This window comes from Acinetobacter nosocomialis NIPH 2119, from assembly GCF_000368085.1.
Classification (GTDB): Bacteria; Pseudomonadota; Gammaproteobacteria; order Pseudomonadales; family Moraxellaceae; genus Acinetobacter; species Acinetobacter nosocomialis.
Window position 1 is genome coordinate 2,544,233 of the sequence record NZ_KB849239.1, and the last position, 19,203, is coordinate 2,563,435.

The window sequence follows — 19,203 nt, forward strand, 5'->3', positions numbered from 1 at the left end:
ATTACCCCTTGGTATTATTGTAACGATGTCTTATAAGCAATAAAAAAGGAGGCTACCGCCCCCTTTCATATGACTTGAACAACGTAATCAATCTTTACCATCAGTGTTCATAATGAAGAAATATTCGCGGTAGTATTTCAACTCTGAAATTGAATCGCGAATATCATCCATAGCTAAATGCGATGCATTCTTTTTCAGACCGCTCATAATTTCAGGGCGCCAGCGTTTTGAGAGTTCTTTGATCGTAGACACATCGAGATTACGATAGTGGAAATACTGCTCTAGCTCAGGCATAAGACGATGCAAGAAACGGCGATCCTGACAAATCGAGTTACCACACATTGGTGAAACTTTTGGATTGACCCATTTTTTTAAGAATTCTAAAGTCTGTAACTCAGCGTCACGAGCTGTCAATTTACTACGGCGAACTCGCTCAATTAAACCTGACTGGCCATGCTGACGCGTATTCCACTCATCCATTGCATTTAAAATACGATCAGGTTGATGAATAGCCAAAACCGGACCTTCGGCAAGTACATTTAAATGATCATCTGTAATAATTGTTGCGATTTCAATAATCTGGTCGTTGTCGGTATCCAAACCGGTCATTTCCAGATCAATCCAAATTAATCGTGTATTTAAAGTACTGCTCATGTATGTACGTTCTAAAATGCCGTAAAAACATCAATAGTAGCAAATTTCTTGCTTCTGCGCTGTAATTCCATACCAGCTTCGTGCTATTTTTGCGGTCTTCAAACAATGGTTTTTTTGGGATATGAATGGCTCTAATTCGTAAGCGTCGTTTAACTGAGCAACAGCAACGTCGTATTGAAAAACAGCATAAAACTCGCCAAGAAGAAGTCGATACTTCACAAGATCTAGATGGGCTGGTTGTGCAGCACTATGGCCGTCAACTTGAAGTACAGGCACTTTCTGTACCCGAGCATCACCCAGAAAAACCTCAAGTTGCCGAAGGCGAACCAGAACCATTTTGGAAACCGATTGAACTAAAAAGTATTTGGCGTTGCCACACTCGTACAAATCTTGAATTACTAGTCACGGGTGACAGAGTGAAGTGGCAAGCAGACCCTAACACAGGCTTAGGGATTATTACTGCAATTCACCCTCGTACTTCATTACTTACTCGTCCAGATCGCTATCATAAAGTAAAGCCTGTAGCAGCCAATATTAGTTTAATCGTTATTGTTTTTGCTCCGCTTCCAGAACCGGCACCGACTTTAATTGATCGCTATTTAGTAGCATGTGCAGATGCAAATATTCCTGCTCTTCTAGTACTAAATAAATCGGATTTACTCACTGAAAATGATCCGATTCTCGACATGCTCAAAGAGTATGAAAATTTAGGTTATGAAGTCATGATTTGTCATTCTAAAGGTGATATTTCAGCATTATCTCAACGACTTGATGGTGAGACAGTAGCTTTTGTAGGCCAGTCAGGTGTTGGTAAAAGCTCACTTATTAATGTGCTCATTCCAGATGCCGAGCAGAAAACCAATATCATCTCTGAAAACTCGGCACTTGGACAACACACCACGACTTCTACGCGCTTAATCAACTTTGGTAAAAATGGCGCCTTAATTGATTCGCCGGGAATTCGCGAGTTTGGGCTTTGGCATCTCGATTTAGATAAAATTCGTATGGGTTTTCCTGAAATTGAAGCGCATTTAGGTTCATGTCAGTTCCGTAACTGCACGCATACTCATGAAAAGAACTGTGGCTTAAAACAGGCTGTTGAAGCAGGTGAAATTTTGCCGCGACGCTTAGATAGCTTCTTACGTTTAATCGACGAGATTCAAGAAGCGCAGCAAAAAAACTAATTTTCTACCCCTTTTGCCCTTGAAGTGGTGATTTTGATCACCATCTATATACGCTATACTCTAGGTCAATTTTGTTTTTAATTTTTTTAGGTGACTTGTGGAACGCTGGTTAGAGTTTATGGGGAATCACCCCATTTTGTTTGGTACACTCGGAGTCTTGATCGTATTGTTCTTCATTTTTGAAGGTCAACGTAACGGTCGTAAAATTTCTCCACAGTCGCTTGGTATTTTAGTGAAAGCGAAAAATGCTCTTTTGATTGACTTACGCGATAGCAAAGACTTCCGCGAAGGTCACATTAGTGGTAGCCGCAATATTCCTTATAGCCAAATTGCAAGTCATGCTGATGAATTAAAAGCAAGTGACCGTCCATTGGTATTTATTTGCAACCTAGGGCAAGTTGCTGGTAGCGCTTTACAGAAAGTTGCTCACCATGACAGCTATCGCCTTGATGGTGGTATCAGTAACTGGAAAGCTCAAGGCTTACCTCTCGTTAAAAGCAAACCAAAAGCTTAAGGAGAATTGTTATGGCAGCAAATGTCATTGTTTACTCAACTTCTGTATGCCCGTACTGCGTTCGCGCGAAACAATTACTTGAGCGTAAAGGTGTTGCTTACAAAGAAGTAAATCTTTCTGTTGAGGCACCAGAAGTACGTGCTGAATTAATGCAACGTACAAATCATCGTACTGTTCCACAAATTTTTATTAATGATCAGTTTATCGGTGGTTTTGACCAACTTTATGCTTTAGAGCGTGAAGGTAAACTCGACGAATTATTGGCTTAACATCGCATCCATATTAAGGAAAAAACAATGAGCGAAGAACAACAAGTTCAACCACAATTAGCTTTAGAGCGTATTTATACAAAAGATATTTCTTTTGAGGTTCCAGGGGCACAAGTTTTTACTAAACAATGGCAACCTGAACTTAACATCAATCTTTCATCTGCTGCTGAAAAGATTGACCCAACTCACTTTGAAGTATCTTTAAAAGTTGTGGTTCAAGCCAATAACGACAATGAAACAGCATTCATCGTAGATGTAACTCAATCTGGTATTTTCTTAATCGATAATATCGAAGAAGACCGCTTACCTTACATTTTGGGTGCATACTGCCCGAACATTTTGTTCCCGTTCCTACGTGAAGCTGTAAACGACTTAGTTACTAAGGGTAGCTTCCCACAATTACTTCTTACTCCAATCAACTTTGATGCAGAGTTCGAAGCAAATATGGAACGTGCTCAAGCTGCTGCTGTTGAAGGTCAAGCTTAATTTTATAGCTTGCTCTCAACTAAAAAAACCGCGTAATTCGCGGTTTTTTTATATGTGCTATTTGGCTCACTCTATCCTTCAAGTGAATGAAGCTGAATAGAAGGTAACTGAAACCCACGGCAAGACTGCTCTGAACGCCATGCCACTGTTAAAATCATGTTACCTGAGATAAAGTTTTGATAAGCAAATGTTCCAATAAGTTCATGCGAACATAATCCGCCATGATTTGTAGGGTGTGCTTGAGTGTTTAAGGTATTTAAATCTAAACGTATACCAAGGCCCGATGCTTTTAAAACAGCTTCTTTAGTCGTCCAGACTTTAAACCAATACTCTCTATCTTGTTCTAGATTTTGCCATGTTGCATATTCATCAGTATGAAAAGCATGTTGTGCCAAACTATCTAAACGTACTTTACGGTCAAGTTCTTCAACATCTATACCAATATCTTTAACTCGCTCACTTAGCGCTAAAGCATAATATTGTTGGCTATGTGAATGGTTAAAATGCAACGTATGATTTAACAAATAAGGTTTGCCATACTCATGTTTAGCAAATAACAAATCTTCTGGATTTACATTTAGCTTTTGAGCTAATAAATTATTTTTAATATGCTGTATTTGCTGCTTTTTATAATTATTAAATGTACGAAAGTCAGGAAAGTCTTGCTGTTCTTGTTTTAAAAACTCATTGAGCTTTCCTATATAAACCTCAATTTTCCTATCATTCATCTTTTTAAATCCATCTAATTAAGGATTAAAGCTAATATAAAAATACCAATAACTTATTAAACCATATAATAAAAAGCCCAAAGAATACTTTGGGCTTTTTTACATTTATACAGATTAACGATTAAATTTCTTTTCCGCTTTTTTGAATTTCTGAATATAACGACGGCGACGCGCAGCTGTACGTTCATCAACTTGACTCTTACGACCTTCAAACGGGTTTTCAGAAGTTTTAAAGTCAATACGAACTGGCGTACCTTCAAGTTTATACACTTTACGGAACACGTTTTCTAAGTAACGACGATAGTCCGCAGGTGTCTTATCAACCTTGTTACCATGAATCACAATAGTCGGTGGGTTTTGTCCACCCATATGCGCATAACGCATTTTGATACGGCGACCACTAATCATTGGCGGTTGGTGAGCTTCTGTCGCATCACTCAAAATTTGAGTTAATTTTGCTGGTGAAACTTTTAAATTTGCAGACTCATAAGCACGGTGGATAGAAGGATATAACTCACCTACACCTGTTCCATGTAAAGCAGAAATTAAGTGAATTTTTGCCCAAGGAATGAAGTCAAAACGACGTTCAACGTCAAGCTTACATTGTTTACGGTCGTACTCGCTCATGTTGTCCCATTTGTTAATGGCGATCACCATGGCACGACCAGCTTCAAGCGCATAGCCAATTAAATGTAAGTCTTGCTCAACAATACCTTCACGTGCATCAACGACAACCACTACAACGTGAGCATCTTTCATTGCCTGTAAAGTTTTCACAATTGAGAACTTCTCAATCATTTCATCAACTTTACCTTTACGACGTACACCCGCTGTATCAATTAAAGTGTATTTACGGCCTTCACGTTCAAAAGGAATGTAAATAGAATCACGAGTTGTACCCGGTTGGTCAAATGCCACTACACGGTCTTCACCAAGTAAGCGGTTTACCAACGTTGATTTACCCACGTTTGGACGACCAATAATGGCTAAACGTAAACCAGTATCTTTATCATGCTCTTCTGGGTTTTCATCTTCAGGAACATCTTGAAGTACATCTTCAAGCATTTGCTGAACGCCACGACCATGACTCGCTGCAACTTGTAATGGTTCACCCATACCAAGTTTATAGAACTCAACTAAAGCAGCTTCAGCATGCACACCATCTACCTTGTTCGCAACAAGATAAATTTTCTTGCCTAACGTACGAAGTTCACGAGCGATTTGTTCATCAGAAGCTAACAATCCAGCACGCGCATCAACCACAAAAATAATAATATCTGCTTCGTTGATGGCAGTTTTTGACTGCTCGGCCATGTAGTTATCGATACCGCCTTCACTTTCACCGATACCACCCGTATCAACAACAATGAAAGACTTATTTTGATAAGTCGCATCACCATATTTACGGTCACGAGTCAGACCCGCGAAGTCGGCTACAAGTGCATCACGACTCTTGGTAATCTGGTTAAATAACGTTGATTTTCCGACATTCGGACGACCAATGAGCGCAATAACGGGTTTCATACAATAACCTTAATTCAAGACCAGCCATATCTCATGGCATGAGCATTAGAAACAGTACAGGAGATATATTTTAAGGTCAGATATGACCATAATAAAAGACGGGGCTTTGAACTGATTTAATTCAAACACCCCGATATTTTTTAACAGCGTAATTTGTTAAGCGGCTATTTTAGCACAAGCGAACAAAATTAACGATTCTGCCAAATACTTAAATCGCCTTTTCGGGTCGAAACGTAGAGTTGATTCTCAATAACACGTAAAGTATTGACCTCACCACTTGTTTTAGAACGACCTACCAATTTACCAGTTGCTGGGTCGATCAGGTGTAAAACACCATCCAAATCGCCAACAATAAGGTCCGATCCCAACACAACAGGGTTACTTAAATGACGATTCAACAAGCTATCATTTTCCCAAAGCTTCTCGCCTGTAGATAAATCATAAGCAGTCAACTTGCCATCAGTTGATGAAACAAATACTTTATTGTCATAAACTTCTGGACGCTTGGTGCTGCTTGAATCTTCACTCCAAACTACACGTTGAGAAGCCAAATCAGTCACTGTGACTTGCCCTTGGAAACTAGTTGTTACCATAAGTTGACCCGCAACAACCGGATCACCATCAATGTCAATTAAACGCTGAATATCAGAGCGCCCTTCACTTACTGCAACACGGCGTTGGAAGCGCGGAATACCACTAATTGTATCAATTGCATAAACATATGCATTTGCAGAAGCAATTAAAACAGTACGGGGGTCAAGACTCACTGGCGATGGCTGACCACGTAAACTGAACTGAACATTTGGCAATTTATATGCCCAAACTTGTTGCCCTGATGATACATCATGTGCAAATACAGTACCGTCGTTTGCAATTGTAATCACACGTCCAGACTGAACTAAAGAAGGACTTAATAAAGCACCAGATAATTGTGCAGTCCATTTTTGCTCGCCCGTTGCCTGATCTAAAGCAAATAACTGACCTTTACTGTTACCAACAACAACAATACCTTCAGCTGCTTCAACACCAGAGCTTAAGCCCAATTTACTAACTTTTTTCTCCCAAAGACGTTGTTTACCACGGTATGCAGCAACTTCACCTTTAGGGTCAAGGGTAAAAACAACGCCTTCGCTAGCGTCAAGTTGTAAACGTAATGGATCTGCCTTATTCGTAGAAGAAACACTGCGTGAAAACACAGGCACCAAACTCTTATTTGACTCAGTCAATTTCGGTAGTGGATTTGGTTTTGCTTCTTTTACTTTGTTGCTAGAACATCCGACCAATACAGCCGATGCGATTGCAATTGCCAAAGGCAGTTTGAATTTCTGATTCATTAAGACTCTTCCACCTGTGTTTCCAAAATTGGGCGCTCAATCTGTGGATCTTCAACTAAAACGCCAACACTTTCGAGTTTAATTTGTAAAATTTGTCGCTCTTGTTTACGTTCCAGTAACGAATCCCATGCAGCTTGATACGCTTTTTTAGCAGAATCAATATCTTTCTTAGCAACAAAGATATCACCACGTAACTCTTCTACTGTTGCTTTAAATGCCGGATCGACATTACCAGACAGGGTTTTTAGAGCTTCATCATATTTGTTTTGCGCTAATTGTGCATCTGCTAAACGCAATTTTACAACCTGAATCAATCCTTCATCTTTTACTTTTGAGTTTTCAACTTTTTTCAAAGCTTTTTCAGCAGCAGCATAATCTTGTTTTTCATATGCAAGCTTTGCTAATACAAATTGAGTTTGTATCGCCTGAACTGAATCAATATCGTCTTTTACAAGTTTATCTGCCGATGCTGTTATTGAAGCTAAAGCATTTGGATTATCGGCTGTTGCATTCGCTTCATCCATTAACTGCTGTACTTTTGCAGTTTCTGTCTGACTTGTTGCAAGGTTTCTTTTTTGCCAATATTCCCACCCGAAAAAGGCAATCAATGCAATGAGAATCCCGCTAATCATGGCAGAACCATATTTTTTGGCGAACGACTTTAAGCTGTCGAATTGTTCTTCATCACTTAAGCTCATGTGATTGTCCTTTTCCAGATGTTTCAGTTTATTTTGTAAATTTTTCAATTAAGAATGGTACGAGTTCAGCTAGTGCAACTTGTGTCTGCCCAGCTGTTGCCAACTCTTTGATAGCAAGCTGCTGTGCGTCCCATTCACGTTCACCCAAAATCATGGCGTAAACGGCCCCAGCCTGATCAGCCTTTTTCATCTGACTCTTCATGCTACCCTGTGAACCCGTTTTAATGCGAACATTGCTATTAGCAGCTTCTAACTGATCACGTAATTGTTCTGCCAAAACTAATGCTTTAGCTTGATAAGCTGGCTCTGCTACCAAGAAAACTTCACAATCACGTACAATTTCAGCTTTTTCAACTTGCTCAAGTAGAAGCAATAAACGCTCCATACCCATTGCAAAACCAACTGCTGGTACAGACTGATCAGCCTTGCCTTTTAGTTGGCCAACCAAGCCGTCATAGCGCCCACCTGCACATACCGTACCCTGCGAACCTAAAGCTGTTGTTGTCCACTCAAAAACAGTTTTATTGTAATAATCTAAACCACGTACCAGTTTTTGATTAATTACAAATTTAACGCCCGCAGCAGTCAAATAATCTTGTAATTGCTGGAAGTGGTTTAGACTGTCTTCTTTTAAAAAGTCGTGTAATTTCGGCGCATTTTCCAAAATTTTCTGAGTCGATTCAATTTTAGAATCTAAAATACGTAATGGGTTTGTTGTTAAACGGCGCTGTGAATCTTCATCCAAAGCATCTTTATGTTCATTTAAGAAGGCAACCAAAGCATTACGATATTCTGTACGCTCATCGGTTTCACCTAGAGTATTCAACTCAAGCTGAACCATATGATCAACGCCCATACGTTTCCACAAACGAGCTGTTAACAGAATCAATTCAGCATCAATATCAGGAGTTGCCACACCAAAAGTTTCTACACCAAACTGATGGAACTGACGATAACGGCCTTTTTGTGGTTTTTCATAACGGAACATAGGTCCCATATACCACACACGCGGTGTAGCACCACGCAACAAGTTATGTTCAACCAAAGCACGTACACAACCAGCTGTTCCTTCCGGACGCAAAGTTAATGATTCAGGTGGGTTTCCTTTATCGAAGAATGTATACATTTCTTTTTCAACGATATCGGTTGCATCACCAATAGCACGTTTAAACAGTCCCGTTTGTTCAACGATCGGCAAACGAATTTGTTGGTAACCATAAGCATCCATTAACGATGCTAAATGCTGCTCGAGACGTCTCCACGCTGCTGTTTGCGTTGGTAAAACGTCATTAAAACCTTTGATTGCGACAATTGAACTCATGATGAACTACGAATAATTTCTTTAGATTTAGCTTCTTCAAGCTCTTGAACACGTTGACGAACCATAGTTTCGATTTCATCAACCAATTGATTGGTATCAATTAAATGGCTTTTCTCACCATTACGATAAACCAGTGAACGAGGCGCAGCCCCAACAACCCCGATATCTGCTTCTTTTGCTTCACCTGGGCCATTTACCTTACAACCAATAACTGAAACATCCATTGGCGTACGTATATCTTCTAGGCGCTCTTCTAAGGCTTGCATCACCTGAATCACGTTAAACTCTTGGCGAGAACAACTTGGACAAGCAATAAAGTTAATACCGTTAGAACGTAGGCCAAGCGATTTCAAGATGTCAAAACCAATCTTGATTTCATCTTCTGGTTCAGCAGCAAGTGAAATACGCATGGTATCGCCAATACCTTCCATCAATAATCCACCAAGAGCAATCGCTGATTTCACAGTACCTGTACGGTAAATACCAGCTTCAGTCACACCAAGGTGTAATGGATTGTCGATTTGCTGAGAAAGCAAACGATAAGCATCCATGGTTAAAAACACATTTGATGCTTTTACGCTGACTTTAAACTCATGGAAATCTAGACGGTCTAAAATATCGATATGACGTAAAGCTGACTCAAGCAGTGCCTGCCCTGTTGGCTCGCCATATTTTTTCTGTAAATCTTTTTCTAGAGAACCCGCATTCACACCAATACGCATAGAAATGCCGTGATGGCGTGCAGCAGCAACAACTTCACGAACTTTTTGATCTGAACCAATGTTACCTGGGTTAATACGCAAACAGTCTGCACCATAGTCTGCAACTGCCAAGGCAATTCTATGGTCAAAGTGAATATCAGCCACTAATGGAACTGAAACACGTTTGCGGATCGCACCAAAGGCTTCAGCTGCTTCCATAGAAGGAACTGAAACACGCATAATATCTGCACCTGCGTCAACACAACGCTCAATCTGAGCAACAGTTGCATCGACATCGCAAGTTTCGGTATTTGTCATACTTTGCACGCTAATAGGTGCATCGCCACCGACATAGATCGAACCAACACGGATTTTACGTGTTGGTCGACGTTTAATTGGGTTCTCTATCATTGTATCGCTCAACTCATGGTATTAGCGGGATAAACGGAATTCAGCTTTACCGTTTACCGTATATGGAGACAATGAAATCTGTTCTTGGTTTAGACTTAATGACACAGCTGTTGCATCATCAAGACGAATCTGGAATGGAGACTCACCATTTAAGGTTAAAGTCGATGCCTGACGACCCGTCGCTAAAACCTTGCCTGTTGCATCTACAATATGAACAGAAGTTGGACGGTTAAAGTTTAACACCAATTGATCACCCGCTGTTGCAGAGGCACTTCCTTTCATAGGTAAAACTTCAACATTAGACTGATTGGCTTTTGGCACATCAGCTTCTTCTTTGTTTGAAGTCCATTTTTGGACACCCATCACAATCAATGACACGACAGCAATAATCAAAATCGCAAGTAACGCTCGCTTTAACCATTTTTTGTTACGATCACTATTAGAACCCGGTAATTTACCCATGATTTTAATTGGTGAGTTGTTTAAAGCATGATTTGGCAAAAGACCTGTATCGTTCGCATAAATTTCATCAAAACGCTGAATAATTGCAGTTGCATCAGCATTTAAATATTTCGCATAAGAACGATAATAACCTTTAATAAAAGTTGCTTCTGGCAAAGATTTATAATCGTCTTGCTCTAACGCACTTAGCGTTTTAAGCGGCATATTTAAATCTGAAGATACTTGCTCTAATTCTTTTTTCTGAGAAACGCGAATTTGACGTAAATACTCACCAGGACGTTGAATATTTCCTAAAGCAGAAGTCGGTAAGCTTGAGCCAGTTGGCTGCTGTGAATTAGGATTTATTTCCATACGGCCTCAGTACTATACTGTAATTGCAAATAACGTTGATATTCTGGACTTTCCGGGAATAAAGCACGTAACTGGTTTACTAAAACTTGCATTCCCATTTTATCCGCATTGGCTCGAGCCACTCTTAAACCAATCCAAAGTGCGCGAGCACCCTGATTTTTCTGCCCCACTGTACGAACGTATTGTTCATACATTTGTGTAGCAGCCGGAATCTGCTGCTGCAAATAAAAAATTTCTGCTAACTCTAACATTGAAATGTAAGAATCGCGGTTAGCAAGGAGTGCTTGTTTGAATGTTTTTTCAGCACTCGCAATATCACCTAATTTTAAATAAATCCGCCCTAGATTTTCTAAGGCTTGATAGCGTTGATCATAACCTAATGTTGCACCAGCAATACGGAATTGCTCAATGGCATCATTATAACGCTCCATTTGGTACAAATACGTACCATAATTATTACGCGCCTGAGCATTATCTGGCTCAGATGAAATTGCACGTTTAAAATAATGTTCTGCTTTTTCTAAATTGGGTTTACTGCCTTCTTGTTGCAATAAAATGCCCATCATCATATTTGCCGTTGCATCACGGCTATCGACACTTAAAGCTTGGTCAAGGGAACGCTTTGCAGAGTCCAAGTCACCAGAACGAATGTATTCTGCGGCAAGCTGCGTACGCACCTTAACTGCTTTTTCCGGGTCCTTTTTAAGCGTTGGCGAAGACTGACAACCACTGGCCAGAAATGCAACAGCAACCCCCATACATAACATGATCTTTAACTTCGGAGTACTCAAAGTCTGCCCTCAACTTTATCCTTGTGTACGTAAAATCTCTTGTCGCTGTGCTACTTTCTTTTGCCACTGCTCAGCACGGCGCGTACGGTCAGCAACTTGACCCACTAACTGTCCACATGCAGCGTCAATATCATCACCACGTGTTTGACGAATCGTACACACAAATCCGGCATCAGACAAAGTTTTTTGGAACGAGATAATACGATTTCGACTTGAGCGACCATATGGCGCATGAGGGAATGGATTAAATGGAATTAAATTAATTTTACTTGGTAAGTTTTTAAGCAACTTAAGTAACTGCTGTGCATGTTCAGGCTGATCATTTACACCTTCTAACATCACATATTCGATAGTCACATGTTTACGCGCACTTTCATTACCATCTTTGGCAATATAACGCTGACACGCTGCAATCAACTGAGCCAATGGATATTTTTTATTAATAGGTACAAGTTCATTACGTAGTTCATCGTTTGGTGCATGTAAAGAAATTGCTAATGCAACATCAATATCTTGTGCAAGTTGGTCAATTTTCGGTACAACACCAGACGTTGACAAAGTCACGCGACGTTTTGACATGCCATAAGCAAAGTCATCAAGCATAATGTGCATTGAGCTTAATACAGCATCATAGTTGAGTAATGGCTCACCCATACCCATCATCACCACATTAGTTACTGAACGCTCGCGCTCGGCAACAGGCACTTCTTCCATATAGGAATAGTTTGCCATCCAAAGTTGCCCAATAATTTCATCTGGCGTTAAATCGCGCTGAAAACCTTGCTTACCTGTTGAACAAAATGAGCAGTCTAATGCGCAGCCCACTTGTGAAGAAATACATAAGGTTTTGCGTGAACCAGTTTTATCTTCGGCAGGAATTAATACAGTTTCTACTAAAGAGCCAGAACCTTCACCTACGCGAAACACCCATTTACGCGTTCCGTCTTTTGAATAATGACGGTGAACCACTTCAGGGGCTTTAATTTCACAAATTTGTTCAAGCTTTGCGCGCAATTTGCCTGAAATATTGGTCATTTCAGCAAAATCAGTGACAAAATATTGATGAATCCATTTCATAACCTGCCCGGCACGAAACTTTTTCTCACCAATATCTTCAAAGAATTTTTCTAATTGAGCGCGTGACATGCCGAGTAAATTCACTTTTTCGGCAGCAGGCGATGCTGGCGTGGACGAAGATTGCTGCTGTCCATCAAGATTTTCAGATGAAACGACCACTGCAGAACTCATGTGTATTTACCTAAACCATGTCAAAAAAAGAATATATTGTTCAAGAATCAAACAATATGCTCTTGAGAGAATAAAAAAACCAGATAAGTAGTATACCACTTATCTGGTTTGAATGCTTTCGATTAACGAGTGCGTGGGCAGATCTCGTTGTCAGCAAAGAAGTAAGCAATTTCACGCTCTGCAGAAGCAACTGAGTCAGAACCGTGAGCAGCATTTTCGTCGATGCTTACAGCGAAATCAGCACGGATAGTACCAGGAGCCGCTTCTTTAGGGTTTGTAGCACCTAAAATTTCACGGTGAGCAAGAACTGCGTTTTCACCTTCAAGAACAGATACTACAACTGGACCAGAAGTCATGAATGCAACTAAGTCACCAAAGAAACCGCGTTCTTTGTGCTCTGCATAGAAACCTTCAGCATCAGCTTGAGAAAGGTGTTTCATTTTAGTCGCAACAATTTTTAAACCCGCTTTTTCGAAACGAGCAAAAATTTCACCGATGTGGTTTTTAGACACAGCATCTGGCTTTACGATAGACAAAGTACGTTCAATTGCCATGAGTGGCTCCTTTATTTTAAGATTTAAACTTTAAAAAATTTGCCGCATTATACCGATGTCATAGGCAATAATCAGCTTTGAATGTGTAAAAGTTGCGATTTTTTCTACTGTTTTTAGCGAACTTCATCTAACCAAGCCATTTGGATGGCTTCTAGCAATCCTTCAGTTGATTTATTTGGGTCATCACTAAAGTCTGGTAACGCACATACCCATGCATGTAAATCGGTAAAACGAATCCATTGCGGATCAACTTCTGGATGTGCTTCTGACAATTCAATGGCAATATCAATCGTATCTGTCCAACGTAAGCCCATAGCGGCTCCTATCTGTTTAATCTGCTAAATCACGAACTGTGTACTTTAGCAAATCCACAAACGTAATCGATAGCTTAAGCTGATAAAAATTACTGTTCGTTATAAAGCAATGCCCAATAATGGCGCGACAAAAATAATCAGACTTGCTACTGCCGCACCAATAAGTGCGCCTACAATCACATCACTTGGGTAGTGAAGTCCAAGCACCATACGAGACAATGCCACAAGCACCATGAATGGCAACATGGCAGCCAGCAACACAGGCTGGATATAACCCAACACAATTGTCACCATCACTGCATGTAGCGTATGGCCTGATGGAAAACTAAAGTGATCAAGTGGTCTCTCCCCAAGCACAATCACCTGATGTACTTGGTAAGGGCGTGGACGCGTGGTTTTATGTTTTAAGAATTTATAAATTGCCGTTCCGACTGAACCGCCAAGTAGCAAATAGATAATTTGCAAACTATAGGTAATGCCATGCATTCCCCATACAATTGCCAGCATGAGGTACCAAAATGGCCCATCACCCGCACGGCTAATAATTTTGAAAAATAAAGCTACACGCTGTGAATGGGAAAAATGATTGAGGTATAAACAGCCTCGTAAATCTAGATCGAGTATTTTTATTTTTGCATTCTTTAATTTCATGGTTGTTCTCCTATTTTAGGATACTTAGGTGAAGTCCACCGAGGATTCCTTCACTACCTGATAAAATGCCTGTTCTAATTGCTGTACCGGAAGTTGCCAACCGCTTTGCTGTACTTTACGACAGGCTTGTATGCCCATTTCTCTAAGTTGTTGTACTGAAGGGAGTTGATAAATTTGTTGTATAAAATGGTTTTTCTGTCCAAGTGGGCTTAACCAGCCACTTACGTTATGGACTAAATATTGATGTGCACATGCATAATCATACGCGATAACAGGCAAACCGCTTGCCATTGCCTCTAAAACTACGTTACCAAACGTTTCAACCTGACTCGCAAATACAAAGACATCAGCACTTGCATATGCTATTGCTAAATCTTGTCCACGCAAACTACCCGTAAAAATGACATTTGTCGCTTCAGGTAATGCTTTTAATCGAGCAAGATCTGGGCCATCTCCTACCACCACAAGTTTAGTTTTATGTTGCTGCATATTTTGCATAGCTGCATAGCTTTCAACTATCAATTGAACTTCTTTTTCTGGTGATAAACGCCCTACATACAGCATGACACGAGTATCGGCATCGGCACCCCATTGCTGGCGTAAGCTTTCCGAACGATGTTTTGGTGAAAAGCGTGTGGTATCGACCCCTCGTCCCACCACAACCAGTGGACAGGTAATACCAAAACCACGTAAAGCTTCTTCGGTATCTTTACTTGGCACACAAGTCACTTGAGTATTGTTATGAAACCAGCAAAGATATTTTTGAATTGGCTTAACTAAAAAAGCCAAATCAAAGAATCGGCTAAAATCTTGAAATGGTGAATGAAAGCCACTAGAGACCGGAATATCTTTTGCTTTTGCAGCTTGCATGGCAGTTAAGCCCAAAGGCCCTTCCGTCACGATGTGCACAACATCTGGCGCAAATTTTTCAAAAGCTTTTGAAACTTTTAAATATTGAGGCCAACCAAATTGCAGAGTTGGATATTTAGGAATAGCCTGTGACATGACGAGACATTCTTGCTCTGGTAGAAAATCATGACACTTGGCTTTTTGTTCTGGGCGAACCAGTAGAATTTTATGACCTTGTTTTTGCAAACCTTGACATAACTGTAATAAGGAAAGCGCTACACCATTAATTTCTGGTGGCCATGTCTCTGTCACAATCGCAATTTTTAAACGAGGACGAACCAACCCGTGGAGTTGGTGCAATTCCTGAGTATTAGACAACTGCTGTTTTTGTTTAAAATAGAAGTGGAAGCTTTCAGGGAGTTGCTGTTGTTTTAATAGTGCTGTCGCGTATGAGCCTTGCATAGCGCCATCCATCAATGTATTTATTTTCATGCTTAAAGATTAAGCAGCTTTCTTGACACTTTGATGATAAATGCATGACAGTTTACTGACATGAAAAATTAAAAAAGCACGCTGAGAACAGCGTGCTTTTTTATAAACAGACAAAGAACTTAACGGTTCTGCAATTTTGCATAATCCATAAGTACATTTGCTGCTTCATTCACAAATGTTTCTTCTTCTGGTAATGCAGGACGTTGGTTGGCTTTCATTTTGGCACGAGATTCAGCCAATGCATCTAAGGAAGCCTGATAGCTTTCCCAGTTAGCAAAAGGTTTTTGACCTGTCGCTACACGGCGTTCATTTTCAGCATCTAAAGTTTGCTTTTCTAAACTCAGAAGCTCTGCACGGCGCTTATCAATATCAAGAACAACTTGTTTCTGATCGCTAGTCACCTTTGCGATTGCCGTACGTTTATTTAAATATTTAAACTGCGGATCGACTGCTACACGTTGCTCTGAAAGTTGAGACAACTTCGCCACATATGGCTGCACTGAACCTTCACGTTTAAATGGTGCAGTTGGAATCGTATCCCACTTTAACGCATTTTTCGATTTACGCTCACCAAACTCTTCGTTATAGATATCAACAAGCTTAATATCTGGCACTACACCTTTGTTTTGCGTACTACCACCGGTAACACGGTAGAATTTACGCTGAGTTAAGGTTGCTTGACCATATGCCAAAGTATCGAGTTGGACCTGAGCTGTACCTTTACCTGTGGTTGTACTACCAATGATAATGCCACGCTCATAATCTTGAATTGCAGCAGAGTAAATTTCACTTGCAGATGCCGATGCCAAGTTTACCAATACAGCGAGTGGACCTGTATAGATTTGCTGACCACCATCGTTGTCTTCAAATACACTTACATTGCCATTGCCGTCACGAATTTGCACAACCGGACCTGACTTAATTACCTGCCCAAGCATACGTGCAACTTCTTCTAATGAACCACCTGGGTCATTACGCAAGTCAATAATAATACCTTCGACTTTCTTAGCTTTTAATGCCTCAAACGCATTTGCAGTGTCTTCAGAAACTGAACGATATTGCTGACCAGCACGACGTGAACGATAGTCAAAATAGAACGATGGAATTTCAATGACACCTAATAGATGTTTTTTACCATCACGTGTTACTTCAACTGTACGTGAACGGACGCCCGCATCTTCTTCTTGAATGACATCACGCACCAAGGTCACATTGCGTGCCTGACTCATTGACGCACCAGCACCAAGAAGTTTCAGCGTTACTTTTGTGCCACGTTTACCACGGATCAACCCAACAATTTCTGAACTCGACCAGCCGACCACATCAATCATTTTACCGCCCTCTTGAGCGACACCAACGATTCGGTCTCCTGATTTCACTTGACCAGACTTACTTGCCGGACCACCTTCTACAATGGTTTCAATCTTGGTGTAATCTTCATTGCCACGCTCTGGACGAATCGATACCCCAATACCTTCAAGTTGCAAGGTCGTTTGGCGGTTCAGTTCTATCGCATCAATTGGCGGATAATAGTTACTATGTGGATCATAAGTCGCCAACATTGCATTTAATGTTTTATCTAAAACATCGTCGCTTTTCACACGGCTAATTCTTTCAAGCTGACGTGTATAACGCTTGGTCAAAGTCTGAGCCGGTGTTAAATCTTCTGGGCCTGTTAAGTCTTGACCATCAGCAAGTGATGGATTTTCTTTTAATGCCTTTTGTTTCGCCTGCTCTTCTTCACGGCTAATCGTTAAATTAATTAACTGCGAAACTAACATTTTACGCCAGTGATTTTGCTGCTCAGCCGATGTTTTAAAATACGGTGCTTTTTCGCGATCTACTTCAATAAAGGTATTTGGCTGTTTTAAATTTTGTGGTTTCTTTAACTCAGCAAGCATGAACTCATAAAATTGTTTTAAGCGTTCACGATATTGCTGGTGAATAGCAAACGGTCCAGTTAAATTCCCCGCTTTTAATGAAGCACCAAAATTTGAACCATAGAGCTTTTTATAATTTTGAACTTCAGCGTCTAAAAATAATGAATGGTCTGGATCAAGGCTATCTAAATACATATCGAGAATACGGTTAGATGTATTCGCATCCAAACGCATATTTAAATAATGTTGGCGATCAACTAAAGTTGCCAGTTGACGAGCCACCAAGGCCTGCTCTTGCGTTGGCTGGATCGATTGAGAAACAGCAGCTGTATTGGTTGCTGCTCTTGCTTCGTTCATCGTATGAGAGAAGAATAAACCGCCAGTCGCGATTGCTACTGCACAAGCTATAGTTTGAAGTTTCATAAATTCTTAATACTTCCTTGGGTGTTCGTATCTTACACGCTCTGTTTTCGATATGAACTAAGCAGATTCAACATCTTAACCAACTAAATTGTTTATACCGTGTAGTTTTATCATATTCTGTACTGACAAAATGTAGCAAATCATTGCAAAATTCGCTTATTGTTTTTCAATCAAAATTCAAATGGAACCAATATGATTGGCGCGTTGATGCTGGACATTGCTGGCACAGAACTTACTAAAGAAGATATTGAACTATTACAAGCTCCGCAAGTCGGTGGCATGATTTTATTTGCACGAAATATTGAATCACCACAACAAGTCCGTGCTTTAACCGACCATATGCGCCATATTCGCCCAGATATTTTAATTGCCGTTGACCAAGAAGGTGGCCGTGTTCAACGTTTAAAATCTGGCTTTACGCTATTGCCAGCCATGGGCCGCTTTGGCGAACTCTATATTACTCAACCACAAAAGGCTCTAGAACTGGCCGAACAGTGTGGCTGGTTAATGGCAACTGAAGTCTTAGCTGTGGGGATCGATTTTAGTTTTGCACCGGTTCTAGACCTCAATGCGATTAGTGATGTGATTGGTGACCGTGGCTTCTCTAAAAATATTGAGGATATTGCTCCGCTTGCTGGTGCATTTATGCGCGGCATGAAAAAAGCCGGCATGGCAAATACTGGTAAGCACTTCCCGGGTCACGGTTCGGTCAAAGCCGATTCACATGTCGCAGCCGCAATTGACAGCCGTAGCTATGACGAAATTTACAACCATGATATGCAAAGCTTCATTAAGCTTATGCCTGAGCTCGATGCGCTCATGCCTGCACATGTAATTTACGACAAGGTTGACCCAAATCCGGCAGGTTTCTCACCTTTCTGGATTCAAGAAGTCCTTCGTAATCGTTTGAAGTTTAATGGTGTACTTTTCTCTGATGACTTAAGCATGCAAGCTGCTTGTGTCGCTGGAGGTGCAGATGCGCGTATTCAAGCAGCTCTGGCAGCTGGTTGTGATATGGGGCTAGTGTGTAATGACCGTAGTGCAGCATGTACAGCACTCGATGGTATTGCAAACTTAGAACTACCAAATCAAGAACGTTTAGAACGTATGCGTGGTCGAATTCCACAAATCCAAGTTGGTGAAACTTTATCGCTTGGAAATGAATGGCAAGCTGTCAAAACAGCCATTGAAGAGTTTAAAAACTCACTCTAAAGTAGGAATACGTGGAAGCGTCATCTGCAACCTGCGTAGTTCTTAAATAGATATTGTATTTGCAATATATAAGACAGATGGATACATCTAACAGGTTTTGCAGATGACAATGATTTTGCCTACTTTTGTCGAAACAAAAGTAGGTCGAACCG

Annotated in this window: 20 protein-coding genes; 5 read left to right on the top strand and 15 right to left on the bottom strand. The window is 40.6% G+C overall.

Annotated features, from left to right (window positions below; genetic code table 11):
• Positions 1 to 87 precede the first annotated feature (87 nt).
• Positions 88 to 654, bottom strand: a complete 567-nt coding sequence (gene orn, locus F984_RS15730) for an oligoribonuclease (protein WP_002053300.1) — start codon at positions 652 to 654, stop codon at positions 88 to 90.
• A gap of 125 nt (positions 655 to 779) precedes the next feature.
• On the opposite strand from orn, the gene rsgA reads away from it, so the two are divergent.
• From rsgA to secB, 4 genes are all read left to right on the top strand, one after another.
• On the top strand, positions 780 to 1,838 hold the full coding sequence (rsgA, locus tag F984_RS15735; RefSeq protein ID WP_002053397.1) for a ribosome small subunit-dependent GTPase A: 1,059 nt from the start codon (positions 780 to 782) through the stop codon (positions 1,836 to 1,838).
• A gap of 97 nt (positions 1,839 to 1,935) precedes the next feature.
• A complete protein-coding gene (locus F984_RS15740; protein WP_000443006.1) occupies positions 1,936 to 2,352 on the top strand; it encodes a rhodanese-like domain-containing protein in 417 nt (138 codons plus the stop codon).
• Between the two features lie 11 nt (positions 2,353 to 2,363).
• Entirely contained in the window at positions 2,364 to 2,621 is a 258-nt protein-coding gene (gene grxC / locus F984_RS15745; RefSeq protein ID WP_000729828.1) for a glutaredoxin 3, read from the top strand.
• 27 nt (positions 2,622 to 2,648) lie between these two features.
• Positions 2,649 to 3,107 carry a protein-export chaperone SecB gene (gene secB, locus F984_RS15750; protein WP_002053511.1) on the top strand — a complete coding sequence of 153 codons (459 nt, stop codon included), beginning with the start codon at positions 2,649 to 2,651 and terminating at the stop codon, positions 3,105 to 3,107.
• Between the two features lie 71 nt (positions 3,108 to 3,178).
• Here the strand turns inward: secB and F984_RS15755 are convergent, their stop codons facing one another.
• From F984_RS15755 to F984_RS15820, 14 genes are all read right to left on the bottom strand, one after another.
• The gene (locus F984_RS15755; protein ID WP_004710655.1) at positions 3,179 to 3,835 is read right to left on the bottom strand and encodes a 4'-phosphopantetheinyl transferase family protein; all 657 of its coding nucleotides are present in this window, start codon (positions 3,833 to 3,835) and stop codon (positions 3,179 to 3,181) included.
• 114 nt (positions 3,836 to 3,949) lie between these two features.
• Complete coding sequence (der, locus tag F984_RS15760) at positions 3,950 to 5,359, bottom strand: ribosome biogenesis GTPase Der (protein WP_002053398.1); 1,410 nt, start codon at positions 5,357 to 5,359, stop codon at positions 3,950 to 3,952.
• A gap of 188 nt (positions 5,360 to 5,547) precedes the next feature.
• Positions 5,548 to 6,693 (bottom strand): outer membrane protein assembly factor BamB, encoded by a 1,146-nt coding sequence (gene bamB, locus F984_RS15765; protein ID WP_004710656.1) that lies wholly within the window; start codon positions 6,691 to 6,693, stop codon positions 5,548 to 5,550.
• Positions 6,693 to 7,391 (bottom strand): YfgM family protein, encoded by a 699-nt coding sequence (locus tag F984_RS15770; RefSeq protein WP_002053293.1) that lies wholly within the window; start codon positions 7,389 to 7,391, stop codon positions 6,693 to 6,695. Before F984_RS15770 ends, bamB begins: the two co-directional genes overlap by 1 nt.
• 28 nt (positions 7,392 to 7,419) lie before the next feature.
• Positions 7,420 to 8,712: a histidine--tRNA ligase gene (hisS, locus tag F984_RS15775; RefSeq protein WP_004710657.1), complete on the bottom strand. Its 1,293-nt coding sequence runs from the start codon at positions 8,710 to 8,712 to the stop codon at positions 7,420 to 7,422.
• Positions 8,709 to 9,824: a flavodoxin-dependent (E)-4-hydroxy-3-methylbut-2-enyl-diphosphate synthase gene (ispG, locus tag F984_RS15780; protein WP_004710658.1), complete on the bottom strand. Its 1,116-nt coding sequence runs from the start codon at positions 9,822 to 9,824 to the stop codon at positions 8,709 to 8,711. The genes hisS and ispG overlap by 4 nt, the downstream gene beginning before the upstream one ends.
• Before the next feature lie 21 nt (positions 9,825 to 9,845).
• A complete protein-coding gene (locus F984_RS15785) occupies positions 9,846 to 10,637 on the bottom strand; it encodes a helix-turn-helix domain-containing protein (protein ID WP_002053491.1) in 792 nt (263 codons plus the stop codon).
• Complete coding sequence (gene pilW, locus F984_RS15790; protein WP_004710659.1) at positions 10,628 to 11,428, bottom strand: type IV pilus biogenesis/stability protein PilW; 801 nt, start codon at positions 11,426 to 11,428, stop codon at positions 10,628 to 10,630. Before pilW ends, F984_RS15785 begins: the two co-directional genes overlap by 10 nt.
• 15 nt (positions 11,429 to 11,443) lie before the next feature.
• Positions 11,444 to 12,676, bottom strand: coding sequence for a dual-specificity RNA methyltransferase RlmN (gene rlmN, locus F984_RS15795; RefSeq protein WP_002053401.1), 1,233 nt, complete (start codon positions 12,674 to 12,676; stop codon positions 11,444 to 11,446).
• Between the two features lie 122 nt (positions 12,677 to 12,798).
• Positions 12,799 to 13,230 carry a nucleoside-diphosphate kinase gene (ndk, locus tag F984_RS15800; protein ID WP_000963851.1) on the bottom strand — a complete coding sequence of 144 codons (432 nt, stop codon included), beginning with the start codon at positions 13,228 to 13,230 and terminating at the stop codon, positions 12,799 to 12,801.
• 113 nt (positions 13,231 to 13,343) lie between these two features.
• Positions 13,344 to 13,544: a Fe-S cluster assembly protein IscX gene (gene iscX / locus F984_RS15805; protein WP_000524329.1), complete on the bottom strand. Its 201-nt coding sequence runs from the start codon at positions 13,542 to 13,544 to the stop codon at positions 13,344 to 13,346.
• A gap of 99 nt (positions 13,545 to 13,643) precedes the next feature.
• Positions 13,644 to 14,195, bottom strand: a complete 552-nt coding sequence (locus F984_RS15810) for a phosphatase PAP2 family protein (protein WP_004710660.1) — start codon at positions 14,193 to 14,195, stop codon at positions 13,644 to 13,646.
• Positions 14,196 to 14,219: 24 nt separating this feature from the next.
• Positions 14,220 to 15,518 carry a glycosyltransferase family 4 protein gene (locus F984_RS15815; RefSeq protein WP_023188485.1) on the bottom strand — a complete coding sequence of 433 codons (1,299 nt, stop codon included), beginning with the start codon at positions 15,516 to 15,518 and terminating at the stop codon, positions 14,220 to 14,222.
• 137 nt (positions 15,519 to 15,655) lie between these two features.
• Positions 15,656 to 17,839, bottom strand: a complete 2,184-nt coding sequence (locus tag F984_RS15820) for a carboxy terminal-processing peptidase (RefSeq protein ID WP_004710662.1) — start codon at positions 17,837 to 17,839, stop codon at positions 15,656 to 15,658.
• Positions 17,840 to 18,031: 192 nt separating this feature from the next.
• Between F984_RS15820 and nagZ the strand changes: the two genes are divergently transcribed.
• The gene (gene nagZ, locus F984_RS15825; protein ID WP_004710663.1) at positions 18,032 to 19,051 is read left to right on the top strand and encodes a beta-N-acetylhexosaminidase; all 1,020 of its coding nucleotides are present in this window, start codon (positions 18,032 to 18,034) and stop codon (positions 19,049 to 19,051) included.
• Positions 19,052 to 19,203: the final 152 nt, after the last annotated feature.

Bases quoted from the DNA above. Each gene is read 5' to 3' on its own strand.
- F984_RS15770 (WP_002053293.1), bottom strand. From the start codon at position 7,391: ATGAGCTTAAGTGATGAAGAACAATTCGACAGCTTAAAGTCGTTCGCC.
- secB (WP_002053511.1), top strand. From the start codon at position 2,649: ATGAGCGAAGAACAACAAGTTCAACCACAATTAGCTTTAGAGCGTATT.
- orn (WP_002053300.1), bottom strand. From the start codon at position 654: ATGAGCAGTACTTTAAATACACGATTAATTTGGATTGATCTGGAAATG.
- iscX (WP_000524329.1), bottom strand. From the start codon at position 13,544: ATGGGCTTACGTTGGACAGATACGATTGATATTGCCATTGAATTGTCA.
- ispG (WP_004710658.1), bottom strand. From the start codon at position 9,824: ATGATAGAGAACCCAATTAAACGTCGACCAACACGTAAAATCCGTGTT.
- der (WP_002053398.1), bottom strand. From the start codon at position 5,359: ATGAAACCCGTTATTGCGCTCATTGGTCGTCCGAATGTCGGAAAATCA.
- F984_RS15820 (WP_004710662.1), bottom strand. From the start codon at position 17,839: ATGAAACTTCAAACTATAGCTTGTGCAGTAGCAATCGCGACTGGCGGT.
- F984_RS15810 (WP_004710660.1), bottom strand. From the start codon at position 14,195: ATGAAATTAAAGAATGCAAAAATAAAAATACTCGATCTAGATTTACGA.
- F984_RS15755 (WP_004710655.1), bottom strand. From the start codon at position 3,835: ATGAATGATAGGAAAATTGAGGTTTATATAGGAAAGCTCAATGAGTTT.
- bamB (WP_004710656.1), bottom strand. From the start codon at position 6,693: ATGAATCAGAAATTCAAACTGCCTTTGGCAATTGCAATCGCATCGGCT.
- rsgA (WP_002053397.1), top strand. From the start codon at position 780: ATGGCTCTAATTCGTAAGCGTCGTTTAACTGAGCAACAGCAACGTCGT.
- hisS (WP_004710657.1), bottom strand. From the start codon at position 8,712: ATGAGTTCAATTGTCGCAATCAAAGGTTTTAATGACGTTTTACCAACG.
- F984_RS15815 (WP_023188485.1), bottom strand. From the start codon at position 15,518: ATGGATGGCGCTATGCAAGGCTCATACGCGACAGCACTATTAAAACAA.
- F984_RS15785 (WP_002053491.1), bottom strand. From the start codon at position 10,637: ATGGAAATAAATCCTAATTCACAGCAGCCAACTGGCTCAAGCTTACCG.
- rlmN (WP_002053401.1), bottom strand. From the start codon at position 12,676: ATGAGTTCTGCAGTGGTCGTTTCATCTGAAAATCTTGATGGACAGCAG.
- grxC (WP_000729828.1), top strand. From the start codon at position 2,364: ATGGCAGCAAATGTCATTGTTTACTCAACTTCTGTATGCCCGTACTGC.
- nagZ (WP_004710663.1), top strand. From the start codon at position 18,032: ATGATTGGCGCGTTGATGCTGGACATTGCTGGCACAGAACTTACTAAA.
- ndk (WP_000963851.1), bottom strand. From the start codon at position 13,230: ATGGCAATTGAACGTACTTTGTCTATCGTAAAGCCAGATGCTGTGTCT.